This is a genomic window from Microbacterium sp. UBA1612, from assembly GCF_002321605.1.
GTDB classification, from domain to species: domain Bacteria; phylum Actinomycetota; class Actinomycetes; order Actinomycetales; family Microbacteriaceae; genus Microbacterium; species Microbacterium luteum.
In genome coordinates, this window is record NZ_DCMW01000018.1 from 139,615 (window position 1) to 162,892 (window position 23,278).

21 protein-coding genes and 1 tRNA gene are annotated in these 23,278 nt (G+C 71.4%); 11 read left to right on the top strand and 11 right to left on the bottom strand.

Annotated features, from left to right (window positions below):
• Window positions 1-57: 57 nt before the first annotated feature.
• Genes B3S45_RS07665 through B3S45_RS07675 form a run of 3 tightly spaced genes read right to left on the bottom strand, consistent with a single transcriptional unit; the run spans window position 58 to window position 4,589 of the window.
• Window positions 58-1,155: an SseB family protein gene (locus tag B3S45_RS07665; protein ID WP_286718656.1), complete on the bottom strand. Its 1,098-nt coding sequence runs from the start codon at window positions 1,153-1,155 to the stop codon at window positions 58-60.
• A gap of 53 nt (window positions 1,156-1,208) precedes the next feature.
• Window positions 1,209-3,674, bottom strand: a complete 2,466-nt coding sequence (locus B3S45_RS07670; RefSeq protein WP_286718659.1) for an ATP-dependent helicase — start codon at window positions 3,672-3,674, stop codon at window positions 1,209-1,211.
• Between the two features lie 36 nt (window positions 3,675-3,710).
• Window positions 3,711-4,589 (bottom strand): CHAD domain-containing protein, encoded by an 879-nt coding sequence (locus tag B3S45_RS07675; RefSeq protein ID WP_286718662.1) that lies wholly within the window; start codon window positions 4,587-4,589, stop codon window positions 3,711-3,713.
• A gap of 84 nt (window positions 4,590-4,673) precedes the next feature.
• Between B3S45_RS07675 and B3S45_RS07680 the strand changes: the two genes are divergently transcribed.
• A complete protein-coding gene (locus B3S45_RS07680) occupies window positions 4,674-5,081 on the top strand; it encodes a YccF domain-containing protein (protein ID WP_071044594.1) in 408 nt (135 codons plus the stop codon).
• Window positions 5,082-5,091: 10 nt separating this feature from the next.
• Here the strand turns inward: B3S45_RS07680 and B3S45_RS07685 are convergent, their stop codons facing one another.
• Complete coding sequence (locus B3S45_RS07685; RefSeq protein WP_286718664.1) at window positions 5,092-5,838, bottom strand: hypothetical protein; 747 nt, start codon at window positions 5,836-5,838, stop codon at window positions 5,092-5,094.
• A gap of 99 nt (window positions 5,839-5,937) precedes the next feature.
• On the opposite strand from B3S45_RS07685, the gene B3S45_RS07690 reads away from it, so the two are divergent.
• Genes B3S45_RS07690 through B3S45_RS07715 form a run of 6 tightly spaced genes read left to right on the top strand, consistent with a single transcriptional unit; the run spans window position 5,938 to window position 12,198 of the window.
• Window positions 5,938-6,699: a CDP-alcohol phosphatidyltransferase family protein gene (locus B3S45_RS07690; RefSeq protein WP_286718666.1), complete on the top strand. Its 762-nt coding sequence runs from the start codon at window positions 5,938-5,940 to the stop codon at window positions 6,697-6,699.
• Window positions 6,696-7,757 carry a lysylphosphatidylglycerol synthase transmembrane domain-containing protein gene (locus B3S45_RS07695; protein WP_286718669.1) on the top strand — a complete coding sequence of 354 codons (1,062 nt, stop codon included), beginning with the start codon at window positions 6,696-6,698 and terminating at the stop codon, window positions 7,755-7,757. The genes B3S45_RS07690 and B3S45_RS07695 overlap by 4 nt, the downstream gene beginning before the upstream one ends.
• A complete protein-coding gene (locus B3S45_RS07700) occupies window positions 7,754-8,770 on the top strand; it encodes an ABC transporter substrate-binding protein (RefSeq protein WP_286718672.1) in 1,017 nt (338 codons plus the stop codon). Before B3S45_RS07695 ends, B3S45_RS07700 begins: the two co-directional genes overlap by 4 nt.
• Window positions 8,760-9,560, top strand: a complete 801-nt coding sequence (locus tag B3S45_RS07705) for an ABC transporter ATP-binding protein (RefSeq protein ID WP_286718675.1) — start codon at window positions 8,760-8,762, stop codon at window positions 9,558-9,560. Before B3S45_RS07700 ends, B3S45_RS07705 begins: the two co-directional genes overlap by 11 nt.
• Window positions 9,557-11,155 (top strand): ABC transporter permease, encoded by a 1,599-nt coding sequence (locus B3S45_RS07710; protein WP_286718678.1) that lies wholly within the window; start codon window positions 9,557-9,559, stop codon window positions 11,153-11,155. Before B3S45_RS07705 ends, B3S45_RS07710 begins: the two co-directional genes overlap by 4 nt.
• Window positions 11,152-12,198, top strand: a complete 1,047-nt coding sequence (locus B3S45_RS07715; protein ID WP_286718681.1) for a glycosyltransferase family 4 protein — start codon at window positions 11,152-11,154, stop codon at window positions 12,196-12,198. Before B3S45_RS07710 ends, B3S45_RS07715 begins: the two co-directional genes overlap by 4 nt.
• A 250-nt stretch (window positions 12,199-12,448) precedes the next feature.
• On the opposite strand, the gene B3S45_RS07720 is transcribed toward B3S45_RS07715, so the two are convergent.
• From B3S45_RS07720 to B3S45_RS07730, 3 genes are all read right to left on the bottom strand, one after another.
• On the bottom strand, window positions 12,449-13,549 hold the full coding sequence (locus tag B3S45_RS07720) for an ABC transporter permease (protein WP_286718684.1): 1,101 nt from the start codon (window positions 13,547-13,549) through the stop codon (window positions 12,449-12,451).
• On the bottom strand, window positions 13,546-14,532 hold the full coding sequence (locus tag B3S45_RS07725) for an ABC transporter ATP-binding protein (protein ID WP_286718687.1): 987 nt from the start codon (window positions 14,530-14,532) through the stop codon (window positions 13,546-13,548). Before B3S45_RS07725 ends, B3S45_RS07720 begins: the two co-directional genes overlap by 4 nt.
• A gap of 138 nt (window positions 14,533-14,670) precedes the next feature.
• Window positions 14,671-15,687: a glycerophosphodiester phosphodiesterase family protein gene (locus tag B3S45_RS07730; RefSeq protein ID WP_286718690.1), complete on the bottom strand. Its 1,017-nt coding sequence runs from the start codon at window positions 15,685-15,687 to the stop codon at window positions 14,671-14,673.
• A gap of 166 nt (window positions 15,688-15,853) precedes the next feature.
• Between B3S45_RS07730 and B3S45_RS07735 the strand changes: the two genes are divergently transcribed.
• The 4 genes from B3S45_RS07735 (at window position 15,854) to B3S45_RS07750 (ending at window position 19,396) form a co-directional block, all read left to right on the top strand.
• Complete coding sequence (locus B3S45_RS07735; protein WP_286718702.1) at window positions 15,854-16,765, top strand: Bax inhibitor-1/YccA family protein; 912 nt, start codon at window positions 15,854-15,856, stop codon at window positions 16,763-16,765.
• A gap of 643 nt (window positions 16,766-17,408) precedes the next feature.
• Entirely contained in the window at window positions 17,409-18,647 is a 1,239-nt protein-coding gene (gene ligD / locus B3S45_RS07740) for a non-homologous end-joining DNA ligase (RefSeq protein ID WP_194383640.1), read from the top strand.
• A gap of 55 nt (window positions 18,648-18,702) precedes the next feature.
• Window positions 18,703-19,245: a pyridoxamine 5'-phosphate oxidase family protein gene (locus tag B3S45_RS07745; RefSeq protein WP_071044582.1), complete on the top strand. Its 543-nt coding sequence runs from the start codon at window positions 18,703-18,705 to the stop codon at window positions 19,243-19,245.
• A 78-nt stretch (window positions 19,246-19,323) separates the two neighbouring features.
• Window positions 19,324-19,396: transfer RNA gene (locus B3S45_RS07750), tRNA-Met, on the top strand.
• A 160-nt stretch (window positions 19,397-19,556) separates the two neighbouring features.
• On the opposite strand, the gene guaA is transcribed toward B3S45_RS07750, so the two are convergent.
• From guaA to B3S45_RS07770, 4 genes are all read right to left on the bottom strand, one after another.
• Complete coding sequence (gene guaA / locus B3S45_RS07755; RefSeq protein WP_194385560.1) at window positions 19,557-21,134, bottom strand: glutamine-hydrolyzing GMP synthase; 1,578 nt, start codon at window positions 21,132-21,134, stop codon at window positions 19,557-19,559.
• A gap of 62 nt (window positions 21,135-21,196) precedes the next feature.
• Window positions 21,197-21,742 carry a DUF3817 domain-containing protein gene (locus B3S45_RS07760; protein ID WP_071044581.1) on the bottom strand — a complete coding sequence of 182 codons (546 nt, stop codon included), beginning with the start codon at window positions 21,740-21,742 and terminating at the stop codon, window positions 21,197-21,199.
• Window positions 21,743-21,782: 40 nt separating this feature from the next.
• The gene (locus tag B3S45_RS07765; RefSeq protein WP_286718696.1) at window positions 21,783-22,622 is read right to left on the bottom strand and encodes an SURF1 family protein; all 840 of its coding nucleotides are present in this window, start codon (window positions 22,620-22,622) and stop codon (window positions 21,783-21,785) included.
• The coding region (locus B3S45_RS07770) for an IMP dehydrogenase (protein WP_286718699.1) at window positions 22,619-23,278 on the bottom strand (660 nt) is incomplete at its 5' end. The genes B3S45_RS07770 and B3S45_RS07765, both read right to left, overlap by 4 nt.

Sequence of the window (23,278 nt, forward strand, 5' to 3'; positions counted from 1 at the left end):
ACCCACGACCCTAGGCCCCACCCCGCGTCGCCGAAACCACCTCTCGAGCGGTGGGTCTCAGGCGAGGGCGATGACCGGTGCGAGCTGATCGCGCGTGAGGCGGATCCACGGTCCGCCCGGGTCGATGACGACGCCGCCGATCTCGGGATCGGCCTTGAGGGCTCCGGCCAGCTGCGCCGCCGTCACCGGAGCGGGTTGGTCGCTGCGCTTCATCGCGGCCACTTCGAGGGGATGCGTGAACACCTCGAGGTAGCGGGTGCCGTCATCGGCGCGGCCTTGCGCGATGCCCATCTTCTCGCCGTCGGGCGCCTTGCCCACGGCCACCCACAGGCGCGCGTCGGGGATCGCCGCGACCACTGCCTCCGGCGTCGCATCCGTACGCGGTGTCGACAGCAGCGTCTTGACGGTGAGCTTCTCGTCGGCCTGGTCGAGCATCTTCTCGATCAGCTCGCGCGGCACCACGGCGCGCGCCGGAGCGGAGGCCGGATCGATGATGAGACCGGCGTAGGCACCGCCGAGAACGTACTTCAGCACGGCGGTGACGGGCTGTCCGACCGCCGAGGTCTGCGTGTCGTTGTCCGCCGCGAGACTCTTCTGCAGGGCCGCCCCGCTGCTGTAGGCGAGCACGAACTGCTTCTCGCCGATCTTGGTGACCGCCAGCGGCAGGCTCTTCCCCTCCGACAGCAGCGTGCGCGCGTCGCCCTTCACGCGCAGGAACAGATGCCCCTGCAGCAGCTGGCGGGCGACCTCGAGCAAGCCGTCGGCGGGCGCGGTGTCGGCGAGCTTCGCGATGGCCTCGCGCACCGGCACGTTGTCCCGCACGCCCGGGATGGATTCGGCCCGCACCGGACCGGACGGCGCTGCGGCCGACGGGGCCGGCTTGGCGTTCCCGGGCGCGTCGTTCCCGCTCGGCTTCGACGGCCTCGCGGCAGCGGAGGGACCGCCCCCGAGTCCGCGGAAGGACGACATCGAGATGTTCACGGATGCCGCGGCCTCCTGCGCCGCCGCGTCCGCGGCGGCGTCATCCGTCTGCGCACCGCTCGTGACGTCGGTGTCGGTGGTCGGGGCGTCCGTCGACTCCGCGGGCTCGGCTGCTCCCTCGCGGGAGCGTTCGGGCTGGGAGTCTTCGCGCTTGCGGCGGGAGAAGAAAGCCATCGCTTCGAGACTAACCCGTCCCTGCCGCGGGGCCACCCCGGCGGCGGCGACCCTCAGTCGATCTTCTCGATCGGCGCGATCTTCACGAGGAGCTTCTTCGGTCCTGCCGTATCGAAGCGCACGTGCGCCACACGTTTGGCGCCCTCCCCCGTGACGGTGTCGATGCGCCCCTCGCCGAAGTCGTCGTGCCGAATGCGGTCGCCGGGCGCGAGCACCATGTCGCCGTTGTCACGCACCTTCGCCGGAATACGGTTGGTGAACTTGTCGAGGCCGGGCTTGGGCTCCCGGCGCCCGAGCGGCACGAGGTCGTCGCCGTATCGACCGCCGCCTCGCGCCGGTCCACCCCGCGCGTTGAGCGCGCGCGAGCGGGTCCCCCCGCGCGAGTTGACGTCGCCGGGCGACTGACGCCAGTGCAGCAGCTCGGCCGGGATCTCCTGCAGGAAACGGCTCGGCATCGCCACCGTCACCTCGCCGAACTGCGCGCGGGTCATCGCGAGCGACAGGTGGAGGCGCTTGCGCGCACGGGTGATGCCGACGTAGAACAGGCGCCGCTCCTCCTGCGGACCGCCCGGTTCGCCTGCCGAGATGCGGTGCGGGATGAGGTCTTCCTCGACGCCGGTGACGAAGACGGCGTCGTACTCGAGCCCCTTCGCGGTGTGGAGCGTCATGAGCGAGACGGAACCGGATGCGTCGTCGAGGTCGTCGGCGTCGGCGACGAGGGCGACCTCGGTGAGGAAGTCGATGACCGTGCCGTCGGGGTTGTTGCGGGCGAACTCGCGCGCCACAGCGACGAGCTCGTCGAGGTTCTCCAACCGCGCTTCGTCCTGCGGATCGCGGCTCGCGCGAAGCGCATCCGAGTATCCGCTCTTGTTCAGCAGCAGCTGCAGCCCCTCGGCGACCGCGGTCGGCGGAGCGAGTTCGCCCGACGGCGGCAGCATGAGCTCGGACGCCTCCGCGATCACCGCGTCGAGCTGCACGATGGCCGCCTGGATCTTCGGCCCGACCCCCAGAGCGGAAGCGTTGGCCAGCGCGTCGCGGAACGTGATGCGCTCGTCGGTGGCGTACCGGGCGATCGCGGTCTCGGTGACGTCGCCGATGCCGCGACGGGGCTTGTTGAGGATGCGGCGCACCGCCATCTCGTCGGCGGGGTTGGCGACGGCGATGAGGTAGGCCAGGGCGTCCTTGATCTCGGCCCGCTCGTAGAACTTGGTGCCGCCCATGATCTTGTAGGGCAGCGCGGAGCGGATGAAGATCTCCTCCAGCGCGCGCGACTGGCTGTTGGTGCGGTAGAAGACCGCGATCTGGGAATAGTCCACGCCGTCGCGGTGGAGCCGCTCGATCTCATCGGCGACGAACTGCGCCTCGTCGTGCTGCGAGTAGCCGGTGAAGCCGACGATCTGCTCCCCCGCGCCGACGTCGGTCCACAGCTTCTTGTCCTTGCGGTCGAAGTTGTTGCCGATCACGGCGTTGGCGGCCGAGAGGATGTTCTGCGTCGACCGGTAGTTCTGCTCCAGCAGCACGACCTTGGCACCGGGGAAGTCTCGTTCGAACTCGCTGATGTTCCGGATGTCGGCGCCCCGGAACGCGTAGATGGACTGATCGGAGTCGCCCACGACGGTGAGCGAGGCGGCGTCGTCCTCGTCGGGTTCGGCGTCGAAGATCATCATGCCGCCACCCCCCGCAACGGGCTCGGCGTCGGAGCCGGGTGGCCGCGTCAGCTCGTGGATGAGCGCGTACTGGGCGTGGTTGGTGTCCTGATACTCATCAACGAGGATGTGGCGGAACCGACGCCGGTACGTGTCGGCGACGTTCGGGAACGCCCGGAAGAGGTAGACCGTCTGGGCGATGAGGTCGTCGAAGTCGAAGGCATTCGCCCGTTGCAGCGAGCGCTGGTAGTCACCGAAGACCTCCACGAACACGCGCTCGGCGGGGTCGCTCATGTTCGCCTGACGCGCGTAGGACTCCGCGTCGGCGAGCTCGTTCTTGAGCTTGGAGATCTTCGACTGCACCGCTGCGGGGGTGAGCCCGAACGCGTCGGCCTCGTGCTCTTTGACGAGCCGCTTGATCAGTGCGCGCGAATCGCCCGAGTCGTAGATCGTGAACGACCGTGTGAAGCCGAACTGCTCCGCCTCACGGCGGAGGATGCGCACGCAGGCCGAGTGGAAGGTCGAGATCCACATGCCGCGGGCGCGATCGCCGATGAGCTGTTCCACCCGCTCGCGCATCTCGCCAGCGGCCTTGTTGGTGAAGGTGATCGCCAGGATCTGGCTGGGCCACGCGTCGCGCGTGCGGAGCAGGCTGGCGATGCGATGGGTGAGCACGCGCGTCTTGCCGGAGCCGGCGCCGGCGACGATGAGCAGCGCCTTGCCCCGGTAGGTCACGGCGTCGCGCTGGGGCGGGTTGAGCCCCTCGACGAGGTCGGCGTCGACGCGGGAATCCCCGGAGCGGGGGCCGGCGTCGGCGCCGACGATGAGCGGGACGGATGCCGCATCGGAGGCGGCCGCGAAGGCGTCGGTCATTGCTCCACCAGTCTAGAACGACCCGCCGACACCGCCTCAGCCGAGGGCGAGACGGGCTTCGCGGATCCGCGCCAGCGGCTTCTTCACGCCCGGCGGCTTCTCCCCCATCTCGGCGCGCACCGTGTGCGCAATGTCGCCGTAGACGTCGGCGGGTTCACCCGCCCGCCCGGCGAGCACGCCTTCGCGCTCGACGAAGGCGAGAAAGGCGAGTGCATCGCGATGGCCGCCGAGGCGGTCGTGGATGACGTCGCCCGCGCCCGCGAAGGTCGCGACGTGCTCGGGCTGCACGTCGGGCGCGGCGGAGGCGATCGCCTCCGAGACGTAGCGCAGACGGCGCGCCGTCTTGCGCAGCGCGTGAAGCGGCGCATCCGTGCCGTCGAGCAGCTTCGCGGCCCGGAGCACGCGTCGCGCTTCGTGCCGCAGCACCGTCGGGACGAGATCTTCGGCGGGCACCTGCGGGTCGTCGACGCGGAGCTCGAGGACGAACCCGCGTAGCAGCCGCTCCCTCTCGCGCGCCCGCCTCAGATCGATCAGTTCTCCGAGCCGCGCGTGAGCCCGCGCATACTGCGCGCGAGGGCGATCGACGAGACGCTCGAAGGCGGCGCCGTCCGCGATGCCGCGTGAAGCGAGCTCGGCTTCCCCCGCGTCGGCAAGGACCTCGAGGTCGCGCGCGACACCGAGCTGCCGCCCCCACTCGGCGTAGAGCACGCGCAGCCGCTCGACGGCAGGCTCGTCGAGAACGTCGCGGAACCCGGCGAGCACGCTGCGCAGGCGGCGCACGCGTGTGCGGTGCTGGTGCAGGCCGTCCGGCACGTCTTCGAGCATGCCGGCGCGGGTCTGGTCGAGGCCGTCCGCGGCACGGCGGACGATGCGCGCGACGAGGTCGCCGGCTGACGCCGGACTCTGGCTGGTCATGGCCCTCACTCTAGAGCGGAGGGAGGCGCGCCCGGCCGCTGAGCGCCCAGAGGACTCCCGGCCGGCTGCGCCATGATGAGAGGCATGCGCCTCGTCCTCAACATCATCTGGCTCGTGCTGTCGGGCTTCTGGATGTTCCTCGCCTACCTGCTCGCCGGCGTGCTGCTGTGCATCCCGATCATCACGATCCCGTGGGCGATCGCATCCTTCCGCGTCGGTCTGTACGCCCTGTGGCCGTTCGGCCGCACGATCGTCGACAAGCCGGGAGCCGGCGTCGGGTCGTTCCTCGGCAACGTCATCTGGGTGATCTTCGCGGGAATCTGGCTCGCGATCGGCCACATCGTCACCGGCGTCGCGATGTGCCTGACCATCATCGGCATCCCGCTCGGCATCGCGAGCTTCAAGCTCGTGCCGATCTCGCTCATGCCGCTGGGCAAGGACATCGTCGACGTGGACGCCGCCCGCGGCGCCGTGCCCATCGTGCGCGCCTGAGCGCGGTCGCTCAGCCCCCGGCGGCGGCGCGCACCGGTCGCTGCAGTTGGGTCACCAGCGCCCACCCGGCGGCGACGAACACCCACACGAACAGGGCGAACACGAGCGCGACATAGACGGTGCGCGTCAGGGCATTCGCCCAGACGGTGTCCCAGAAGCCCCCGGGTCCGGCGATCGACATGGCCCCGAGCATGATCGTGCACCGCCCCACCAGCGCCCCTCCGGCGGCGGCGAAGACCGGCCACGGCGAGCGTCTGCCGGCCAGCAGCCGCAGCACGATCGCAACGACGCCCCAACCGAGCAACGTGATCACGAGTTCGGTGAGGGCGAGGAAGGAGGCCTGCACGACGCTCGTGCCCAGGAGCAGCGCGGCCGGAACACCGAACGTGAGTCGCCGGTCCAGCGGCAGCATCCCGAGCGTCGATTCGCGCGCCCGCCACGGTCGTGTCGACGACAGCCACGTCGACCGCGCCGCGGCCGCACCGGGTCGCCGCACCAGACGCGTGCGGGCGGCCAGCATGCCGATGACGAGCCACAGGGCCGCCAGCACCAGCAGCACCCGCGCCACCCACGCCATCGCGGTGTCGCGTTCGGCGCGTTCGGCGTCGGTGACGGGAGCGAAGGAGGCCTGTTCGAGGGCCCCCGCCCACCGACGCAGCTCCTGCTCGGGCACCACGAGGGCGAAGACCGCTCCGACCGCCAGGAGGATGACGAAGGTGGCGATGGCGAGGATTCCTCGCCGTGCCGCCGTCGTCATGTGATCACGTTAGTCGATGCCGACGCGGCGTCTTACCACAGCCGACCCGACCGGGTCAGGTGCTGGGCGCGGCGGGCGCGGCGTTGCTAGCGTGCCGACATGACCGTGGCAGAGCGGCTCCCTCCGGCGGCGTCCCCGCGCGCGGCCACGCGCCTGCCCCCGCTGCGACGATTCATCTCCCTGTCGACGGTGTGCGTCACCGGCACCGCCGCGATCACCGCCTCCCTGCGCCTTCCGACTCTGGCCGCGGTCGGCGCGATCGCCCTCCTGGTCGCGGCTCTCGTCGTGTCCATCGCGGGGTTTCGTGCTCACCACCGTCACGGTCGGGTGGGCGCCGCCAACGCGGTGACCCTCGTGCGTCTCGGGGTCGTCGCGGTGCTCGCCGGCATCCTCTTCGCCGGGGCGACCCAGCCGGTGACGGTCCTCACCCTCGGCACCATCGCGCTGTGCCTGGACGGCGTCGACGGATACCTGGCGCGGCGTCAGCGCCTCTCCTCTCGCTTCGGTGCCGCGTTCGACATGGAGGTCGACTCGGCGTTCGCGCTCGTCCTTGCCCTGCTGGCCGCAGCCGGACCGGCCGGAGCGTGGGCGGTGCTCCTGGGCGTGCCACGCTACGCGTTCGGAGCCGCGGCCCTGGTGGCGCCCTGGCTGAAGGGGCCGCTGGCCGACCGCGTGAGCCGCAAGGTGGTGTGCGTGCTGCAGCTCGTGGCCCTGCTCGTGCTGCAGGTGCCGTTCCTCCCCGCGCCCGCCGCGCTGGCGGTAGTCGGGGTGACAGCCGCGCTGCTGCTGTGGTCGTTCGCCGTCGACGTCGTGGCCCTGCGCCGCGCGCGCGTGCCACGGTCGAATGCAGGTCCGGCGTGACCGGCTCGGGACGGCCCGCCCGTCGGCGCACGCGGTGGATTCGCTTCGCGCAGGCTGTCGTCACCGTCGTCCTCCTGGTTCTGCTCTGGCGCGTCGTCGGCGGCCCCGACGTGGCCGATCTGCTGGCCACCGCACATATCGGATGGCTCGCCCTGGCCGTCACGCTCCTGATCGCCCACACGATCTTCGCGGCGTGGCGTTGGAAGGTGACCGCGGCCCCCCTGGGCCTGCACCTGTCGGCACGGACGGCTGTCGAGGAATACTTCCTCGCGCAGCTGATCAATTCCGCCCTCCCCGGCGGCGTGCTCGGAGACGTCGGCCGCGCCGCACGGTCGCGGCACCGGGCGACCCTGCGCGTGGCCGCCGGCGCCGTCGCCGTCGAACGCGGGATCGGGCAGGCGGCGCTGGCCGTCGTCCTCGCCGTCGGGGTGGTCGTGACGGCCGTCGTCCCCGGCGGCTTCACCCTGCCGCGGCCGTGGCTGGCCGGGGTCTCGATCGGGATCGCCGGGGCCGTGCTCGTGCTCGTCGCCCTGATCGTGACGACACGGGTGCTCGCACGCCGACGCGTCGCGTGGGCCGCCCGAGTCTCGAACGGCGTGCACCGCAGCACCACCGGACCCGGCGTGCGAAGCGCTCAGGCCGCCCTGAGCATGGTCGCCGTCGCGTGCCTGCTCGCGGCCTTCTGGTGCTGCACCGCCGCCGTCGGCGCCGCGCTTTCCGTCGGCGCGGTCGTGACACTCGTGCCGCTCATGCTGCTGTCGATGCTGCTTCCGGTCTCCATCGGAGGCTGGGGGGTGCGAGAGACCGCGGCGGTCGCGCTGCTGCCCGTGGCCGGGATCACAAGCGCGCAGGCCCTCGCCGCAAGCATCGCCTTCGGCGTGGTCGCGCTCGTCGCGACACTTCCGGGGCTCGCCGCCCTGTGGACGGCACGGCACGCCGCCGAACCGACGGCATCGGGCTCTGCCATCGCGTCCGCATCCGAACCGACGGTGTCGGGCCGCGCAACCGCATCCGCACCGATCCCACCGCACACCACGCTCTCGGAGGAGCAACCATGAACGATCGACTGATCCTCTCCCGCCGTACCCTGCTCGGGGCCGGACTCGTCGGCGCCATCGGCCTCGTCGGCGCCGCATGCAGCGTGCCCGGCACCGATGGTTCGCAGACGACGACGCGCGCGGCGAACCTGCAGCTGTCGTGGCTGCACTCGGTGCAGTTCGGCGGCAGCTACATCGCGCTCGATCGCGGGTGGTGGCAGGAGTCCGGTCTCGAGGTCGACCTGCTGCAGGGTGGACCGAACGCGCCGGTGGAGCCGCCGGTCGTGGCGGGTACCGCGCTGGTGGGGGTCTCCGCCGCGGACTACACCGCCGCGGCCGTCGCCGAAGGCGCCCCCTTCCGCATCATCGGGGTCGCGATGCAGAAGAACCCCTTCGTCATCGCCTCGCTGCCGGACCGGCCGGTGAACGAGCCGGCCGACATGGCGGGCATGCGCATCGGCATGGCCACCGCCAACACGCCGGTGCTCGAGACGCTGTGCACCCTCAACAACGTCGACATCGAGGCGATCGAGATCGTGCCGACCCAATACTCGGCCCAACCGCTTCTGGCCGGCGAAGTCGACTGCCTGCTGTGCTGGGAGACCGACCTGCCGGTCGCCATGGCCGTGCAGGGCGTCGACAGCGTCACGATGCTGATGGCCGACTTCGGCTACGCCCTGCACTCGCAGACCTACATCGCCACCGAGGACTCGCTCGCCAACCGGCGCGACGACCTCGTGGCTCTCATGGGCGGTGAGGTGCGCGGATGGGAGGCCTACCGGGAGGACACCGATGCCGCCGCCCAGCTCGCCGTGGACATGTTCCCCGACGCGGGACTCGACCTCCAGACGCAGCGGCTTCAGGCAGAACGGCAGGTGCCGCTGATGTTCTCGGAGACCACCGACGCGAACGGCTTCGGCTGGTGGACCGACGAGTCTGTCGCGCAGAACATCGAGACCCTCGCCCTCCTCGGGCAGGACGTGGATGCGTCGCTGTGGGACCGATCCGTGCTGGAGCAGGTGCATGGCGCCTGAGACCCCTCCCGGGCCGCGGGTCGAGGTGCGAGACGCGTCGAAGACTTACCCCGACGGCACCGAAGCGCTCGCACCGCTCGACCTCGTGCTGGAGTCCGGTCGCACGACCGCCCTCGTCGGGCCGTCCGGATGCGGCAAGTCGACGCTGCTGCGCATGATCGCCGGCCTCGAGACGGCGACCACCGGCGAGGTGCGCATCGACGGCGACGACCCGGCGACCGTTGCCGCTCGCGGCGAACTGGCCGTGGCATTCCAGGATCCGTCGCTGCTGCCATGGCGCACCGTGCGCCGCAACGTCGCCCTCGCCCGCACGCTCGCGGGACGCCGCGCGGATGGAGCCGCGGTGGACGCGATGATCTCCCGTGTCGGACTCGACGGGTTCGAAGACGCCCGTCCGGCGTCGTTGTCGGGCGGGATGCGACAGCGTGCCGCGATCGCGCGCGCGCTCGTCACCGAACCGCGCCTGCTTCTGCTGGATGAGCCGTTCGGCGCGGTCGACGAGATCACCCGCGGCGACCTCGTGTCCGAGCTGCCGCCGCTGTGGCGGCGCCGCGGCACGACGACGCTGCTCGTGACGCACTCGCTGCGCGAGGCGGTGCGGATCGCCGATCGCGTCGTGGTGCTGAGCCCCCGTCCGGCGCGCGTCGTCGCGGACATCCCGGTGCCGCTCCCGCACCCGCGCACCGACGCGACGGCGCACGATGCGGCCTTCGGAAGCCTGGTCGACACCGTGGCCGACGCCCTCGCGCGGTCGCGCCGGCCCGCACCGGAAGCCGGCGCACGACCGTGACGGCGCCGGCCGTCGGCACCCCTGCCCCGACACGGTCCGGCGCGCGCCGAGGCGTCGGTACCGCCGTCGTGCTCGTCGCGGTGCTGCTGGTGTGGGAGGCGGCGGCGCGAGCGCTGAGCGGCGCCTACGTGCTGGCGGCTCCGAGCGAGATCGCTGTCACGATGTGGACCGACGCCGACCTGCTGTGGCGCGCGCTGCTGACGACCGGGCGGGCGGCGCTGATCGGATTCGTCCTCGGCAACCTCGCCGCCGTGCTGCTGGCGACGCTGGCGGTGCTCGCGCCGTTCACGGAGCGGGTGATCACCGTCGTCGCGCTCGTCGTGTTCTGCCTGCCGCTGGTCGCGACCGGCCCGGTGCTCCGCGTCGTCTTCGGCCCGGGCGACGGGCCGCAGATCGTGCTCGCCGCGCTCGCGGTGTACTACACCACGATGATCCCGCTGCTGGTGGGCGTGCGGGCGGCGCCGTCGACCTGGTTCGACCTGGTGCGCAGCTACGGTCGCGGACGCGCGGCGCAGCTGCGCTACGTGCGCGCCCGGGCCGCCGTCCCCTACCTCGTCGCGGGGCTTCAGATCGCCGCCCCCGCCGCTTTCCTGGGCGCCATGGTGGGCGAATTCACCGGAGCCGCCGGCGGATTGGGTGTGCTGACCCTCCGCGCCTCCCGTGACCTCGACATCGAGCTGACCTGGGCCCTGGCGGTGATCGCGACGGCCGTGTCGGTGATCGCCTACGCCGCGATCGGCGCGCTCGGCCGACGCGTCGACGGCGACAGGCCGCCGCTGATCCTCGCGCCGGCTCGCGCCCCCGCATCCCGTCGCCATCGCACGCGCGACGCGCTCCTGACCGCGGTCGGAGCGGCCGCCGTGCTGCTGGTGCTGTGGTGGGGCGGCATCCATGCGATCGGCCTGAGCCCGTTCTTCGCCCGCACGCCCGCCGACGTCGTCGTGATCCTCTCGGGAACGGCCGACGGCGGCGAGGTCGTCGGCGCGCTGGCCGCCGCGATCGGCGAGACCGCGGCGCTCGCGGTGCCGGGGTATCTCGCGGGCCTGGCCGCCGGGGCCGGACTCGCCATCGTGCTCACCCTGGCCCCGCGCGCGGCGGCCGTGTCGATGCCGTTCGCGATCGCTCTGCGCGCCGTGCCGATCGTCACGACCGCCCCCCTCGTCGTGCTGCTGCTCGGCCGCGGTGCGGTCGGGGGCGTCGCCCTGGTGGCGGTCATGGTGTTCTTCCCCACCCTCATCGCGTGCCTGGAGGGCCTGCGTCGCGCCCCCGGACAGGCACTCGACGTGCTGCGGTGCTATGCCGCCCCGGCGGGGGTGCAGCTGGTGCGCGTGCGCATCCCCGCGATGCTCCCCGCGTTCTTCGCGGCGGCTCGGATGAGCGTGCCGGCGGCGGTGCTCGCGGTCACCGTGGTCGAGTGGCTGGCGCTGGGCTCGGGAGTGGGAAGCCTCATGGCGCTGGCGGCGTCGCGCTCGGGATACGACCTGCTCGCCGGCGCGGTCGTCGTCGTGACGGCGCTGTCGGCGCTCGGCTACGCCCTCGTCAGCGCCGTGGAGGCGCGCGTGCTGCGCGTGTACGCACCGGAGCAGGCGACGTGATCGAGGCGGCCTTCGCCGTGCCGGGCGACCTGGAGACGGTGACCGGCGGCTATCTCTACGAGAAGCGCCTCCTGCACGGGCTGCGCGACGCCGGAACGCCGACCGAGCTCATCCGGCTCGGCGACTCGTTCCCCGATCCGACGCCGGACGATCACGCTCACGCTGCGGCGGCACTGGCGGCGGTGCCGCCGGATCGTCCGCTCATCGTGGACGGGTTCGTCTTCGGGTCTCTCTCCCCCGGGGCTTTCGCCGCGATCACCGCGCCGGCCGTCGGGATGGTGCACCATCCGCTCGCCCTCGAGGAGGGTCTCACCGCGGAGCGGCGCCGGTACCTCTTCGAGACCGAGCGGGCCAATCTCCGTCGCGCCGACGCGGTGCTCGTCCCCAGCCCGCACACCCGGCGCATGCTCGTGTCGGAATACGGCGCGGACCCGGAGCGGATCACGGTCGCGCGACCCGGCACCGATCGGCCGACGGGGGTACGCGCGCCGAGTGATCCGCCGCTCGTGCTGTCGGTCGGCATCCAGCACCCCCGCAAGGGACACGACGTGCTGCTGCGCGCGCTTGCGCGCGTGCAGGATGCGCCCTGGCGCGCGGTGGTCGTCGGTTCGGCGTGGGACCCGGCTCACGCGGCCGAGCTGGCGCGCCTGCGGGAGGAGCTCGGACTCCGGGATCGCGTGCGGCTGGCAGGCGCCGTCTCCGACGCCGAACGTGACGCCCTGGCGCGCGAGGCGGCCGTCTTCGCACTCGCGACACGGTACGAGGGTTACGGACTGGTGTTCGACGAGGCCCTCGCCCGCGGGCTGCCGATCGTGTCGTGCCGCACTGGCGCGGTGCCCGACACGGTGCCCGCCGACGCGGGAGTGCTGGTGCCGCCCGAGGATCCGGCCGCCTTCGCCGATGCGCTGCGCATCCTGCTCACCGATCCGGCCCGCCGAGCGGACATGTCCGCGGCCGCGGCGCGCGCGGGGCGTGCCCTGCCGTCCTGGCACGACACCGCCCTCACCGCCCAGCGCCTGCTCGCCAGCCTCGGCCGCCCCTGACCCCAGCCGCCCCAGGCCCCAGCCGCCGCGGCCTCCGGCGCCTGGCCCCAGCCCCACGCATGCATGTCGGAGAATCGCGCGAATGTCGGATGATTTGTCCCGGATTCTCCGACATCGGCACGATTCTCCGACATCGGAGGCGGGCCCGAGGCCAGCAGGCAGCCGGGCCGGGCGGGGCTGGGCGGGGCGGGTGGGATGAGGCAGCCGAGGCAGGCCCGAGGCAGCCGGGCGCGGCAGCGGGCGGGCAGGATCAGGCGATGCGGGTGCCGCGCGGCAGACGGCCCGCCGGCGTGCGGGTGCGTGCCCAGGCCCACGCCAGGAGTCCGCCGGCGAGGACGATCTGCAGTCCGAGGCCGACGAACCAGCTCGGCACCGACTGGGCGACGACCTCCTCGGGGGTCTGGTAGTCCTGCTCGGTCCATGACAGCGGCGCGCATTCGTCCCACCGGGTCTCGAGCTCGGGCGGCTTCTGCGCGTAGGCGATTCCCGTCTTCAGCTGCGAGAACACGTCCTGCGGATTCCCGTTCGCGTCGAATCGCCCGGGTGCGGCGTCGCCGAGGATGACGAACGGGTTGGGCGCGAGCATCCACCAGACCCGATCGAAGCGCGGGGTCTCGGAGGTGTAGGTCTCCCACGCACCGCACTCGATGTCTTCATTGCAGGGGTACGCCGCGGTCGACGACTGCCCCGGGGCGCACGGCGGATCGTCGTCGGGACCCACCGAGGACCAGTCGTAGGTGCGGGTCTGGTGGGTCGTCTCGGTGCGGATGGTCGCCCCGGCGAGCGCGAACGCGATCAGCGTGCCGATCACGAGCGCGGCGACCACGAGATATGCGGTCGCCACCGAGAAGAGCGGCCGGGACAGGATGCCGCTCAGGGCCACCCCGATCGCGGCGAGCACGCCGATCTCGATCACGAGAACGGCCAGCGAGATCACGACGGTGATCGGGTCGACGCCGCCTGCCAACGTCGCGATCACGAGGAACGGCACGGACACCGCGACGAAGGCGAGACCGGCGATCCAGGCGGCGAGGAACTTGCCGATGACGATTTCGCCCGTCGTGGCGAGGGTCACCTGCACGGGTGCGAGTGTCGCTGCCTCCCGGTCGCCGTTGATCGCGTTCCCGCTGAACGTGGGAGAGACGAGCACGACCAGCAGCAGCGTGAACGCGACGACCGTGGAGTAGATGGCGGCGCCGGGTTCCGGCACCCATTGCCACCCCAGGAACGACAGCACGCTGACGATGACCAGGAGCAGAGCGAACACGCTGAGCAGCACGTACCACGCGACACTTCGGGTGCGCTGGGTCAGGTCGAGGCGGATGAGCGTGCCGAGGCGCTGGGCGTTCATGCCACATCTCCTTCGTCGCCGTCCGCTCGGTCGGGCGCGGCATCCGGATCGCGGCTCAGCTCGAGGAACGCGCGCTCGAGGTCGCCGTGCGAGGGGGCGAACTCGGCCACCGGCACGCCGGCGCCGACGATGCGGGCGAGCGCCTCGGCCGCCGCCGCCGCCCCCGGGAACGGCACCACGAGCTCTCGACGGTCGAACCCGACGGTGAACGGCTCGATGCCGAGGGCAGCGGCGACCGGCTCGATCGCCTGCTTGGGATCCCCCACGACGCGGATGCGCCACGGCGTCGTCGCGGTGGAGCCCTCGCGCGGCGGCGCACTCACGGTGCGACCCTCCACCAGGAACACCGCGTCGTCGGCGATCTCCTCCAGCTCGCTGAGGATGTGGCTGGAGACGAGCACCGTGCGCCCCTCCGCCGCGAACCGGCGCAGCAGCACCCGCAGGTGGATCCGCGCCTGCGGGTCCAGGCCCGACGCCGGTTCGTCCAGGAGCAGCACCGGAGGGTCGTGCACCAGGGCGCGCGCGAGGCCGAGCCGCTGCTTCTGACCCCGCGACAGCACGCGGGCCGGAGCGTCGGCGAGTGCGGCGAGGTCGACGTCGTGGATCAGGTGCTCCGCGCGAGCGGCGGCCACATCCGCCGGCATCCCGTACAGCCGAGCGGTGACGACGAGGGTCTCCCGCGAGGTGAGGCTTCCCCACGCGCCGAGGGCGTCGGGCATCCATCCGAGCCGACCGCGAACGGCCTGCGCATCGACGGCGGGGTCCAGGCCGGCGATGCGGATGGAGCCGGCGTCGGGTGCCAGGAGCGAGGCGAGCATGAGCAGCAGCGTCGTCTTCCCCGACCCGTTCGGGCCGACCAGCGCCGTCACCCGCCCCGGCGCGGCCGTGAAGCCGACGTCGCGCACCGCGTGCACGGTGCCGAACGAGCGACGCAGATCGGACACGACGATGCCTCCGGCATCATCCTGATGCGTTTCCCCCATGAGCAGCACCCTACGCATCCGTCCCCCGCCCGGTCGGACAATTGCACGGATGTCGGAGGATGCGGTCGAAAACCTCCGACATCGACGCGATTCTCCGACATCGGCGGCCCGGGGTGCGGGCGGCCTCGACTCGCAGAGTCAGGCGCGGAAGACTTCGGCGCCGAGGTCGGGATGGTCGACGAAGACGCCGTCGACGCCGGCGTCGCGCAGCAGAGCCCACTCCGCACGCCAGTCGCCGCGCGCCGCGCGACCGCCGCCCGTGCGGAAACGCCGGGTGAGAAAGGCGTTCTCGGGGCGGCAGGTCCACGTGAAGACCGACAGGCCCCGGGCGTGCGCATCGACGACGACCCGGGGTCGGTTCAGCGCGGGCCCGACCGAACTGGCGGCGTGTTCGAACACGTTCGACGCGAGCAGCATCCGCTTGTGCACGCTGATGCCGTCGACCGCGCCGACGAGACGATCCAGGCCCTCCGGCTCGGCGAAGGATGCGTAGGTGGGAGCTGCCGACCCGTCGCGCGCCACGAGATCGGCAGGCTTTCCGGATGCATCGAGCAGCAACACCGACGCCGCCGCCAGTCCGCGCTCGCGAACCTCGGTCAGCACGGTCTGTTCGAACGACTCCACGGTGAGCGGCGGCGCCCCCTCGGTCCATCCCGCCGCGGCGAGTTCGGCGACCAGGAGGGATGCGACATCCCACCCGAGCGAGGCGAAGTACGTCGCATGCTTGATCTCGAGCACGACACCGACGCGCCCACCGCCGCGTTCGCGCACGAGATCGAGCACGTCACGCAGGCGCAGCACCGGTTCACCGTCGTCGTACCCCGCACTGTCGGGCCGGAGATCGGGGAGTCGCTCACGACAGCGGATGGTCGACAGCTCATCCCAGGTGAAGTCCTCGACGAACCATCCGGTCCACGCCACACCGTCGATCGTCTTGGTGGTTCGCCGATCGGCGAACTCGCGCCGCTGCGCCACGTCGGTGGTTCCGGAGATCTCGTTCTCGTGCCGCACGACGAGCACGCCGTCGCGCGTGACGACGACGTCGGGCTCGACCGCGTCGACACCCTGCGCGAGCGCGAGCTCGTACGACGACCGCGAGTGTTCCGGGCGATAGCCGGGCGCGCCGCGGTGGCCGATCACGAGGGGATGGGTCACGGGATCAGGCTACGCGTGCCCGGGACGCGCCCGCGGACGAGGCCCGGGAGGGGCATCCGTTCATAGTCCTCTCACAGCCGCCCTCTGCCGCGGAATAGCGCGGTTCCGTTAGTGTTGGATAACAGCACGATGCTGTGAAACCCCGCGACTTTGGAGTGTGAGAGCAGTGGCCCTCAACAACCCCGCATTCAACAACCCGGCGTTCCAGGACCCGCGAGCCGTGCAGAGCTACCCGGGAGGTGCGAACGCGGCGAACCTCGGCGGCTCGACGCAGTTCGCCACCGCGCAGCGTGCCGGCACCGACGCCGCCGCGCAGGCGAACCTCGAGGGCATGTACTCCGCCCCGTCTGCCGGTTCCACCGACACCGGCCGCATGACGATCGAAGACACGGTCGCCAAGACCATCGGCTTGTTCGCGATCCTGGTGGTCGGCGCTGTGGTCGGCTGGATCTGGACGATGTCTCCGGTCACCGCGCAGAACCCCAACCCGACCGTGCTGCCGATGATCGTCGGCGGGCTCGTCGGATTCGTGCTGTCGCTCGTGGTGATCTTCACCTCGCGCAAGAAGGTGCGGCCGGGCCTGATCTTCGCCTACGCCGCGGCCGAGGGACTGTTCGTCGGCGGCATCTCGGCCTTCTTCGAGTTCATCTGGCCCGGGATCGTCACGCAGGCGACCCTCGCCACCCTCGTCGTCGTCGGCGTCACGCTGGCCCTGTTCGCCAGCGGCAAGATCCGCGCCTCCAAGCGCGCCACCAAGATCTTCCTCATCGCGATGGTCGGCTACCTCGTCTTCTCGCTCGTCAACGTCGGCCTCATGCTGTTCGGCGTCACCGACAACGCGTTCGGCCTGCGCAGCGAGACGATCTTCGGCATCCCGCTCGGCCTCATCCTCGGTGTGCTCGTGGTGATCATGGCGGCGTACTCCCTGGTGCTCGACTTCGACCAGATCCAGCAGGGCGTGCGCAACGGCGTCCCCCGTCAGATGGGCTGGCTGGGAGGCTTCGGCATCATGGTCACCGTCGTGTGGCTCTACGTCGAGATCCTCCGCATGATCGCGATCATCCGCGGCAGCAACTGACCCCCATCCGCGCACGAAGGGCCGTCCCAACCGGGGCGGCCCTTCGTCGTCCGCCGCTCCTCCTTTCTCCATCGCGGTCCTAACTCAGGCTGCGCGAGGCGAGAGCTGCGGAATCGACGCCGATTCCGCACCCCGGCATGCGCCGAGCCTGAGTTAGGGCACACCGCGCCGCTGCCGTCGACCAGCCGGCCGCCGCCCCGTCCCCGGAGGCAGGCGCCGGTGACCGCCCCGACAAGCCGGCCTCACCCGCCCCGGCAAGACGGCCTCACCGGGCGCCCGAACCCCGACAAGCCGGCCTCACCCGCCCCCCGGCACCTGAACCCGGCGCGCCTGCCTCACCCGCCCCCGGCACCTGAACCGGGCGCCCGCCCCAGCAAGACGGCCTCACCCGCCCCCACGTGCCCGAACCACGGCGCACGGCGCCTACCTCGCCCGCCGCCTACGTGCCCGAACTCAGGCTGAGAGAGAAGACGGCACCGGTGGGAGAGGGAATCCAGGGCCTCGCCTGCGCACCGAGCCTGAGTTAGGACACGGGGCAGGCCGGGCTGCAGCAGGCGCGTGGGCAGAGGTACGCGCGTGGGCACAGGCGGGGGCGGGAGGCAAGCGGTGGCCGCGGCGAGGCGGGCCGAGTAGCGTCCGGCGTATGACACCCGCGAAGAGCCCGGCCGAGGTGATCGACGTCGACGGCACCGACGTGCGGATCACGAGCCCCGACAAGGTGGTCTTCCCGCAAGCCGGCCTGACGAAGATCGACATCGTGCGGTACTACCTCGCCGTCGCCGACGGCGCTCTGCGGGGCGCGGCCGGACGCCCGATGGTGCTCAAGCGCTTCCCCCGCGGCATCGACGTCGAACCCTTCTTCCAGAAGCGCGTGCCCGAGAACCACCCGCTGTTCATCGACACCGCCACCCTCCACTACGCCCGCGGAACCTCGGCTGAGGAGGCCGTGATCCGGGATGCGGCCGGGCTCGCCTGGGTTGCGAACCTCGGATGCCTCGACCTCAACCCCCACCCCGTGCGGGCCGAAGACCTCGACCATCCCGATGAGCTCCGCATCGATCTGGACCCCATGCCGGGGGTGGAATGGGCGCAGATCGTGGATGTCGCCTTCGTCGCCCGCGACGTGCTCGACGACGTGGGCCTGGCCGGCTGGCCCAAGACGAGCGGCTCCCGCGGGATGCACATCCTCGTTCGCATCACGCCCTCGTGGGACTACGCCGCGGTTCGCCGGGCCGCCGAGACGATCGCCCGCGAGGTCGAGAACCGGGCGCCCGGCCTGGCGACGGCTCGCTGGTGGAAGGAGGAGCGCGGCGAGAGCGTCTTCGTCGACTTCAACCAGAACGCCAAGGACCGTACGGTCGCCTCCGCGTACTCGATCCGGCCGGTTCCGGATGCGCGCGTGTCGACGCCGCTGCACTGGGACGAGGTGCGGGAACGTCGCCCGGCCGAGTTCACCGCCCGCACCGTGCCCGAGCGTTTCGCGCAGATCGGCGACCCGCACGACGGCATCGACGCCGCCGCCGGGGACCTCACCGCCCTGCTGCGACTCGCCGATGACCTGGGTCCCGCGGAGAAACCGCCGCGGCGCACCGACGGTTCCGGACGGCGGGCATCGACGATGCCGCTCATCGAGGTGGCCCGCACGAAGACCAAGCCCGAGGCGCAGGATGCGCTCGAGACGTGGCGATCATCACACCCCGCCGCGGCCGCCCAGCTGCACCCGGCAGACGTGCTCATCGACGGGATGCGCGGCTCGAGTTCGCTCTGGTACCGCGTCCGGGTGAACCTGCAGCACGTCGACGAGGCCGATCGACCCCCGCAGGAGGAACTGATCGCCACGTATGACCCATGGGCCGGGCGCAACAACAGCCCGAGCCCTTGAACCGGCAGCGCGGGAGCGAGATGCTGGAAGCACCCACCGGGAAAGGAGCAGAAACATGACTTCCGCCCCGCACCACCTCAGCACCGCCGAGTGCTGGACGCGCATCGAGGGCGAGAGCGTCGGGAGGCTCGCGATCATCCGCGACGACGGCGGCCCCGACCTCTTCCCCGTCAACATCGCCGCGCACGAAGGCGCGGTCTACTTCCGCACCGCCTCGGACACGAAGGTGGTGCGCCTGACGACGCACCCGGCCTCAGCCTTCGAAGTCGACGGTCACGACGATGACGGCTGGTGGAGCGTCGTGCTGCGCGGTCGAGCCGAACGGGTCGGCGACGCGACGGAGATCGAGCGCAGCGGCGTCTCGCGCCTGCTGACGGCCAGTCCGCGCTACAAGCCGCACGTGTTCCGCCTGACGCCGGTGACGATCACGGGCCGACGATTCGCCGACCGCGACGTCGTGAGAGCGCCCTCCCGCACGATGGTGGTCGACGAGGAGACGGGTGCACCGGCGGAGAGCCAGGTGCCACAGCACCCGCACGAGCGGCACGAGCGCCCCACGACCATCCCCTCTCACCGGCCGTGGCGCGACAGCTCATGAGGCCGTCGCCCACCGCGGCTCTGTCACGGGGCGACACACTCTTCGCCCCGCTCTCCGCCGACGCTAACGTGGCGGTATCGCGGCGATCCGGGCGGTCCCGGGCGACGGTTCATACCCGATCGCGTTGCGGGTTCGACTCCCGCCGTCGCGTCTGAAGCCGTCTCGGGAGATCTCGATACGTCGGCTTCGCCGCCTACTCGATCGGAGTCGCAGGAGCCTCAACGCCGCTTTGCGGCAGTGACCCGCCTCGACTCACTCCCACTCGGCCGCTGGCGCGACCGAGTGCCACCGCATCCGTCTCGAGTGGGAGCTCACTCCCACTCGATGGTCCCCGGCGGCTTGGACGTCACATCCAGCACCACGCGGTTGATCTCGCACACCTCGTTCGTGATGCGGTTGGAGATCTTCGACAGCACGTCGTAGGGCAGGCGGGTCCAGTCGGCGGTCATCGCGTCTTCGCTCGAGACCGGTCGCAGCACGATCGGATGCCCGTACGTGCGGCCGTCTCCCTGCACGCCGACCGAGCGCACGTCGGCCAGGAGCACCACCGGGCACTGCCAGATCTCCCCGTCGAGCCCCGCCTTCGTCAGCTCCTCGCGGGCGATGGCGTCGGCGTCACGCAGGATCTCGAGGCGGTCAGCGGTGACCTCACCCACGATGCGGATGCCGAGGCCGGGCCCCGGAAACGGCTGGCGGGCGACGATGACCTCGGGCAGCCCGAGCTCGCGTCCGATCGCACGCACCTCATCCTTGAACAGGGTGCGCAACGGTTCGACGAGCTCGAACTGCAGGTCTTCGGGAAGCCCGCCGACGTTGTGGTGACTCTTGATGTTGGCCGTGCCCGTGCCCCCGCCGGACTCGACGACGTCGGGATAGAGCGTGCCCTGCACGAGGAAGCGGATGGGCTCGCCGTCGGCAGCCGCCTCGGCGACGAGGTCGGCCTGCGCCTTCTCGAACGAGCGGATGAACTCGCGCCCGATGATCTTGCGCTTCTCCTCCGGGTCGCTCACGCCCTCGAGCGCACGCAGGAACTGCTCACGAGCGTCGACGGTCACGAGACGCACACCGGTGGAGGCCACGTAATCCTGCTCGACCTGCTCGCGCTCGCCCTTGCGCAGGAGCCCGTGGTCGACGAAGACGGCGACGAGCTGGTCCCCGACCGCCTCGTGCACGAGAGCCGTCGACACGGCTGAGTCCACGCCGCCCGACAGCGCCGACAGCACGCGGCCGGTGCCGACCTGCGCGCGGATCTTCTCGACCTGCTCGGCGATGACGTTGCCGCTGTTCCAGTCGGCGGGAAGGCCGGCCGCCTTGTGCAGGAAGTTCTCCAGCACCGCCTGGCCGTGGTCGGAGTGCTTGACCTCGGGATGCCACTGCACGCCGTACATGCGGCGCTCGTCGTTGCCGAAGGCGGCCACGGGGGTGGCATCGGTGGAGGCGAGCACGTCGAAGCCTTCGGGCGCACGGGAGACCTGGTCGCCATGGCTCATCCACACGTTCTGCGAGGCCGGCTGGCCGCCCAGTAGAACGCCGCCGTCGCCGAAGAGCGCCGCATCCGTCGCGCCGTACTCGCGCAGGCCCGTGTTCGCAACCTCGCCGCCGAGCGTGCGGGCCATCACCTGGAATCCGTAGCAGATGCCGAGCGTCGGAACCCCGAGGTCGAACACGCCGGCATCGAGCGAGGGCGCGCCCTCCTCGTACACCGACGAGGGACCGCCGGAGAGGATGATGCCGAGCGGCTCGCGCGCGGCGATCTCCTCGGCCGTGGCGGTGTGCGGGACGATCTCGCTGTAGACGCCGGCCTCGCGCACGCGGCGGGCGATGAGCTGGGCGTACTGGGCACCGAAGTCGACGACGAGCACCGGGCGGAACTCGGTGTCACCCTCGATCGACGGGCTCGTGTCGGCGCCGTCGAACGTATCGGTGCGATCGATGTGGTCGGGGGATTCTGTCACCGGTGGTTCTCCGTCGGAATCTCGTGGGTCAGCGTCGAGTGCGCGGCATGGGTGTGGAGCTCGTCGTCTTCACGCTGTCGCAGGTAGGCCCTCACCTCGCGCGCGACGCGGGCCTCCATGAAGAACGACAGCAGCGGCACGATGCCGCCGAGGGCCAGCACGATGAAACGGCCGAAGCGCCAGCGCATGAGGCTCCAGATGCGGAAGCACGCGAACAGGTACACGACGTAGAACCAGCCGTGCGCCACGAGGATGAACAGGGAGATGTTCAGCCCGTCGCCGGTGGAGACCATCTCGCAGTCGTTGGTCATCGGCGCGAACAGCGACCACCACTGGCAATCGGCACCGGGGATGACCGTCGCGAACCACAGCGCTCCGCCGGACCCGCCGGCGAACAGCTCGACGTGCAGCGGCGTGTACTTGAGGATCATCTCGGCGACCAGCAGCAGCAGGCCGACACCGGTGATGATCGACGCCACCTGGTAAAACTTCAGAGCGCCGCGGATCGCCGGGAACGAGGAGAGCTTCGGGGCGCGCGGCATGCATCGATTCTAGTCGGCGCCTCAGACACCCCGTTCCGCGCTACGCAGCCGCGGCATCCTCGAGGTCTTCGACCTCCTTCTCCCACGCATCGCGCGCCAGGCGGTACCACATGTAGAACGCGAAGCCCGCGAAGATCGCCCATTCGGCGGCGTAGAAGATGTTGAGCCAGTTCACACCGGATCCCTGATCGGGCGGGCGCGTGGTGATCTGCTGCAGGGGCTCGGATGCCGTCTCCGACACCAGGTACGGACGGTACACGTCGATGCCGTCCGCGTCGCTCCACCGGCTGAGGAGCGCGGCCGGCGACATGCGGGTGAGGGTGAGGGGATCCGCGCTCTGCGGCGGCGGGACGGGCCCCTCGTCGGAGATGAGCCGGCCGGTGAGCGCGAGCGCCGCGGCATCGTCGGGTCGTGCGGCCGCATCCTCGGACAGCCGCTCCGCGGCGGCGAGCGCCTCCTCCTCGGTGGCCGCCCACCCGACGGCGACCGCCAGCGACGTCGGCGCCTCGGCGGTCGCGACGCGGAACTGACCCGTGACCCAGTAGCCCTCCACGCCGTCGTTGTAGCGCGAGGAGACGACGATGTAGTCGTCGGGGACGAACGCGCCGGTCACGGTCACCCGCTGCCCGACGAGCGGCTCGGGCAGGTACTCCCCCGGCTGCACGACATCGTCGATGGGCTGCACCTGCTCGGTGACGCCCTCCGGGAGCGGCTGCATGTCAACGGCGCGGGAGAGCTGCCACTGACCGAGCCAGGCGAACACGCCCGCCACCACCAGGCACAGGGCCAGCACGCCGAGCCAGCGCGGGCGCAGCATGACCTCGCGCAGCGTCGGCGGGAAGACCTCCGGTGGTGCCGGGTGCGGGTCGGCGGTGGTCATCCGGCCTGATACGGCGTCACGACGACCTCGCAGCGCTGGAATTCCTTCAGGTCGGAGTACCCGGTCGTGGCCATCGACTTCTTCAGGGCGCCGATGAGGTTGACCGTGCCGTCGGCGACCGGAGCCGGACCGTACAGCACCGACTCGAGGTCGGCGAGCTGGTTCACGGCCACGCGGCGTCCGCGCGGCAGCTTCGGGTGGTGCGCCTCCGGACCCCAGTGGTATCCGAGGCCGGGGGCATCGGTCGCGCGCGCGAGAGCGACGCCGAGCATGACCGCATCCGCCCCCATCGCGAGAGCCTTGACGAGGTCGCCCGAGGTTCCCACGCCGCCGTCGGCGATCACGTGCACGTAGCGGCCGCCGGACTCGTCGAGATAGTCGCGACGGGCGCCGGCGACGTCGGCGAGCGCCGTGGCCATGGGTGCGTGGATGCCGAGGGTCGCGCGGGTGGACGAGCTCGCGCCCCCGCCGAAGCCCACGAGCACACCGGCGGCGCCGGTGCGCATCAGGTGGAGGGCGGCGGTGTACGTCGCCGCACCGCCGACGATGACCGGCACGTCGAGGTCGTAGATGAACTTCTTCAGGTTCAGCGGCGCCGCCACCGATGACACGTGCTCGGCCGAGACGGTGGTGCCGCGGATGACGAAGAGGTCGAC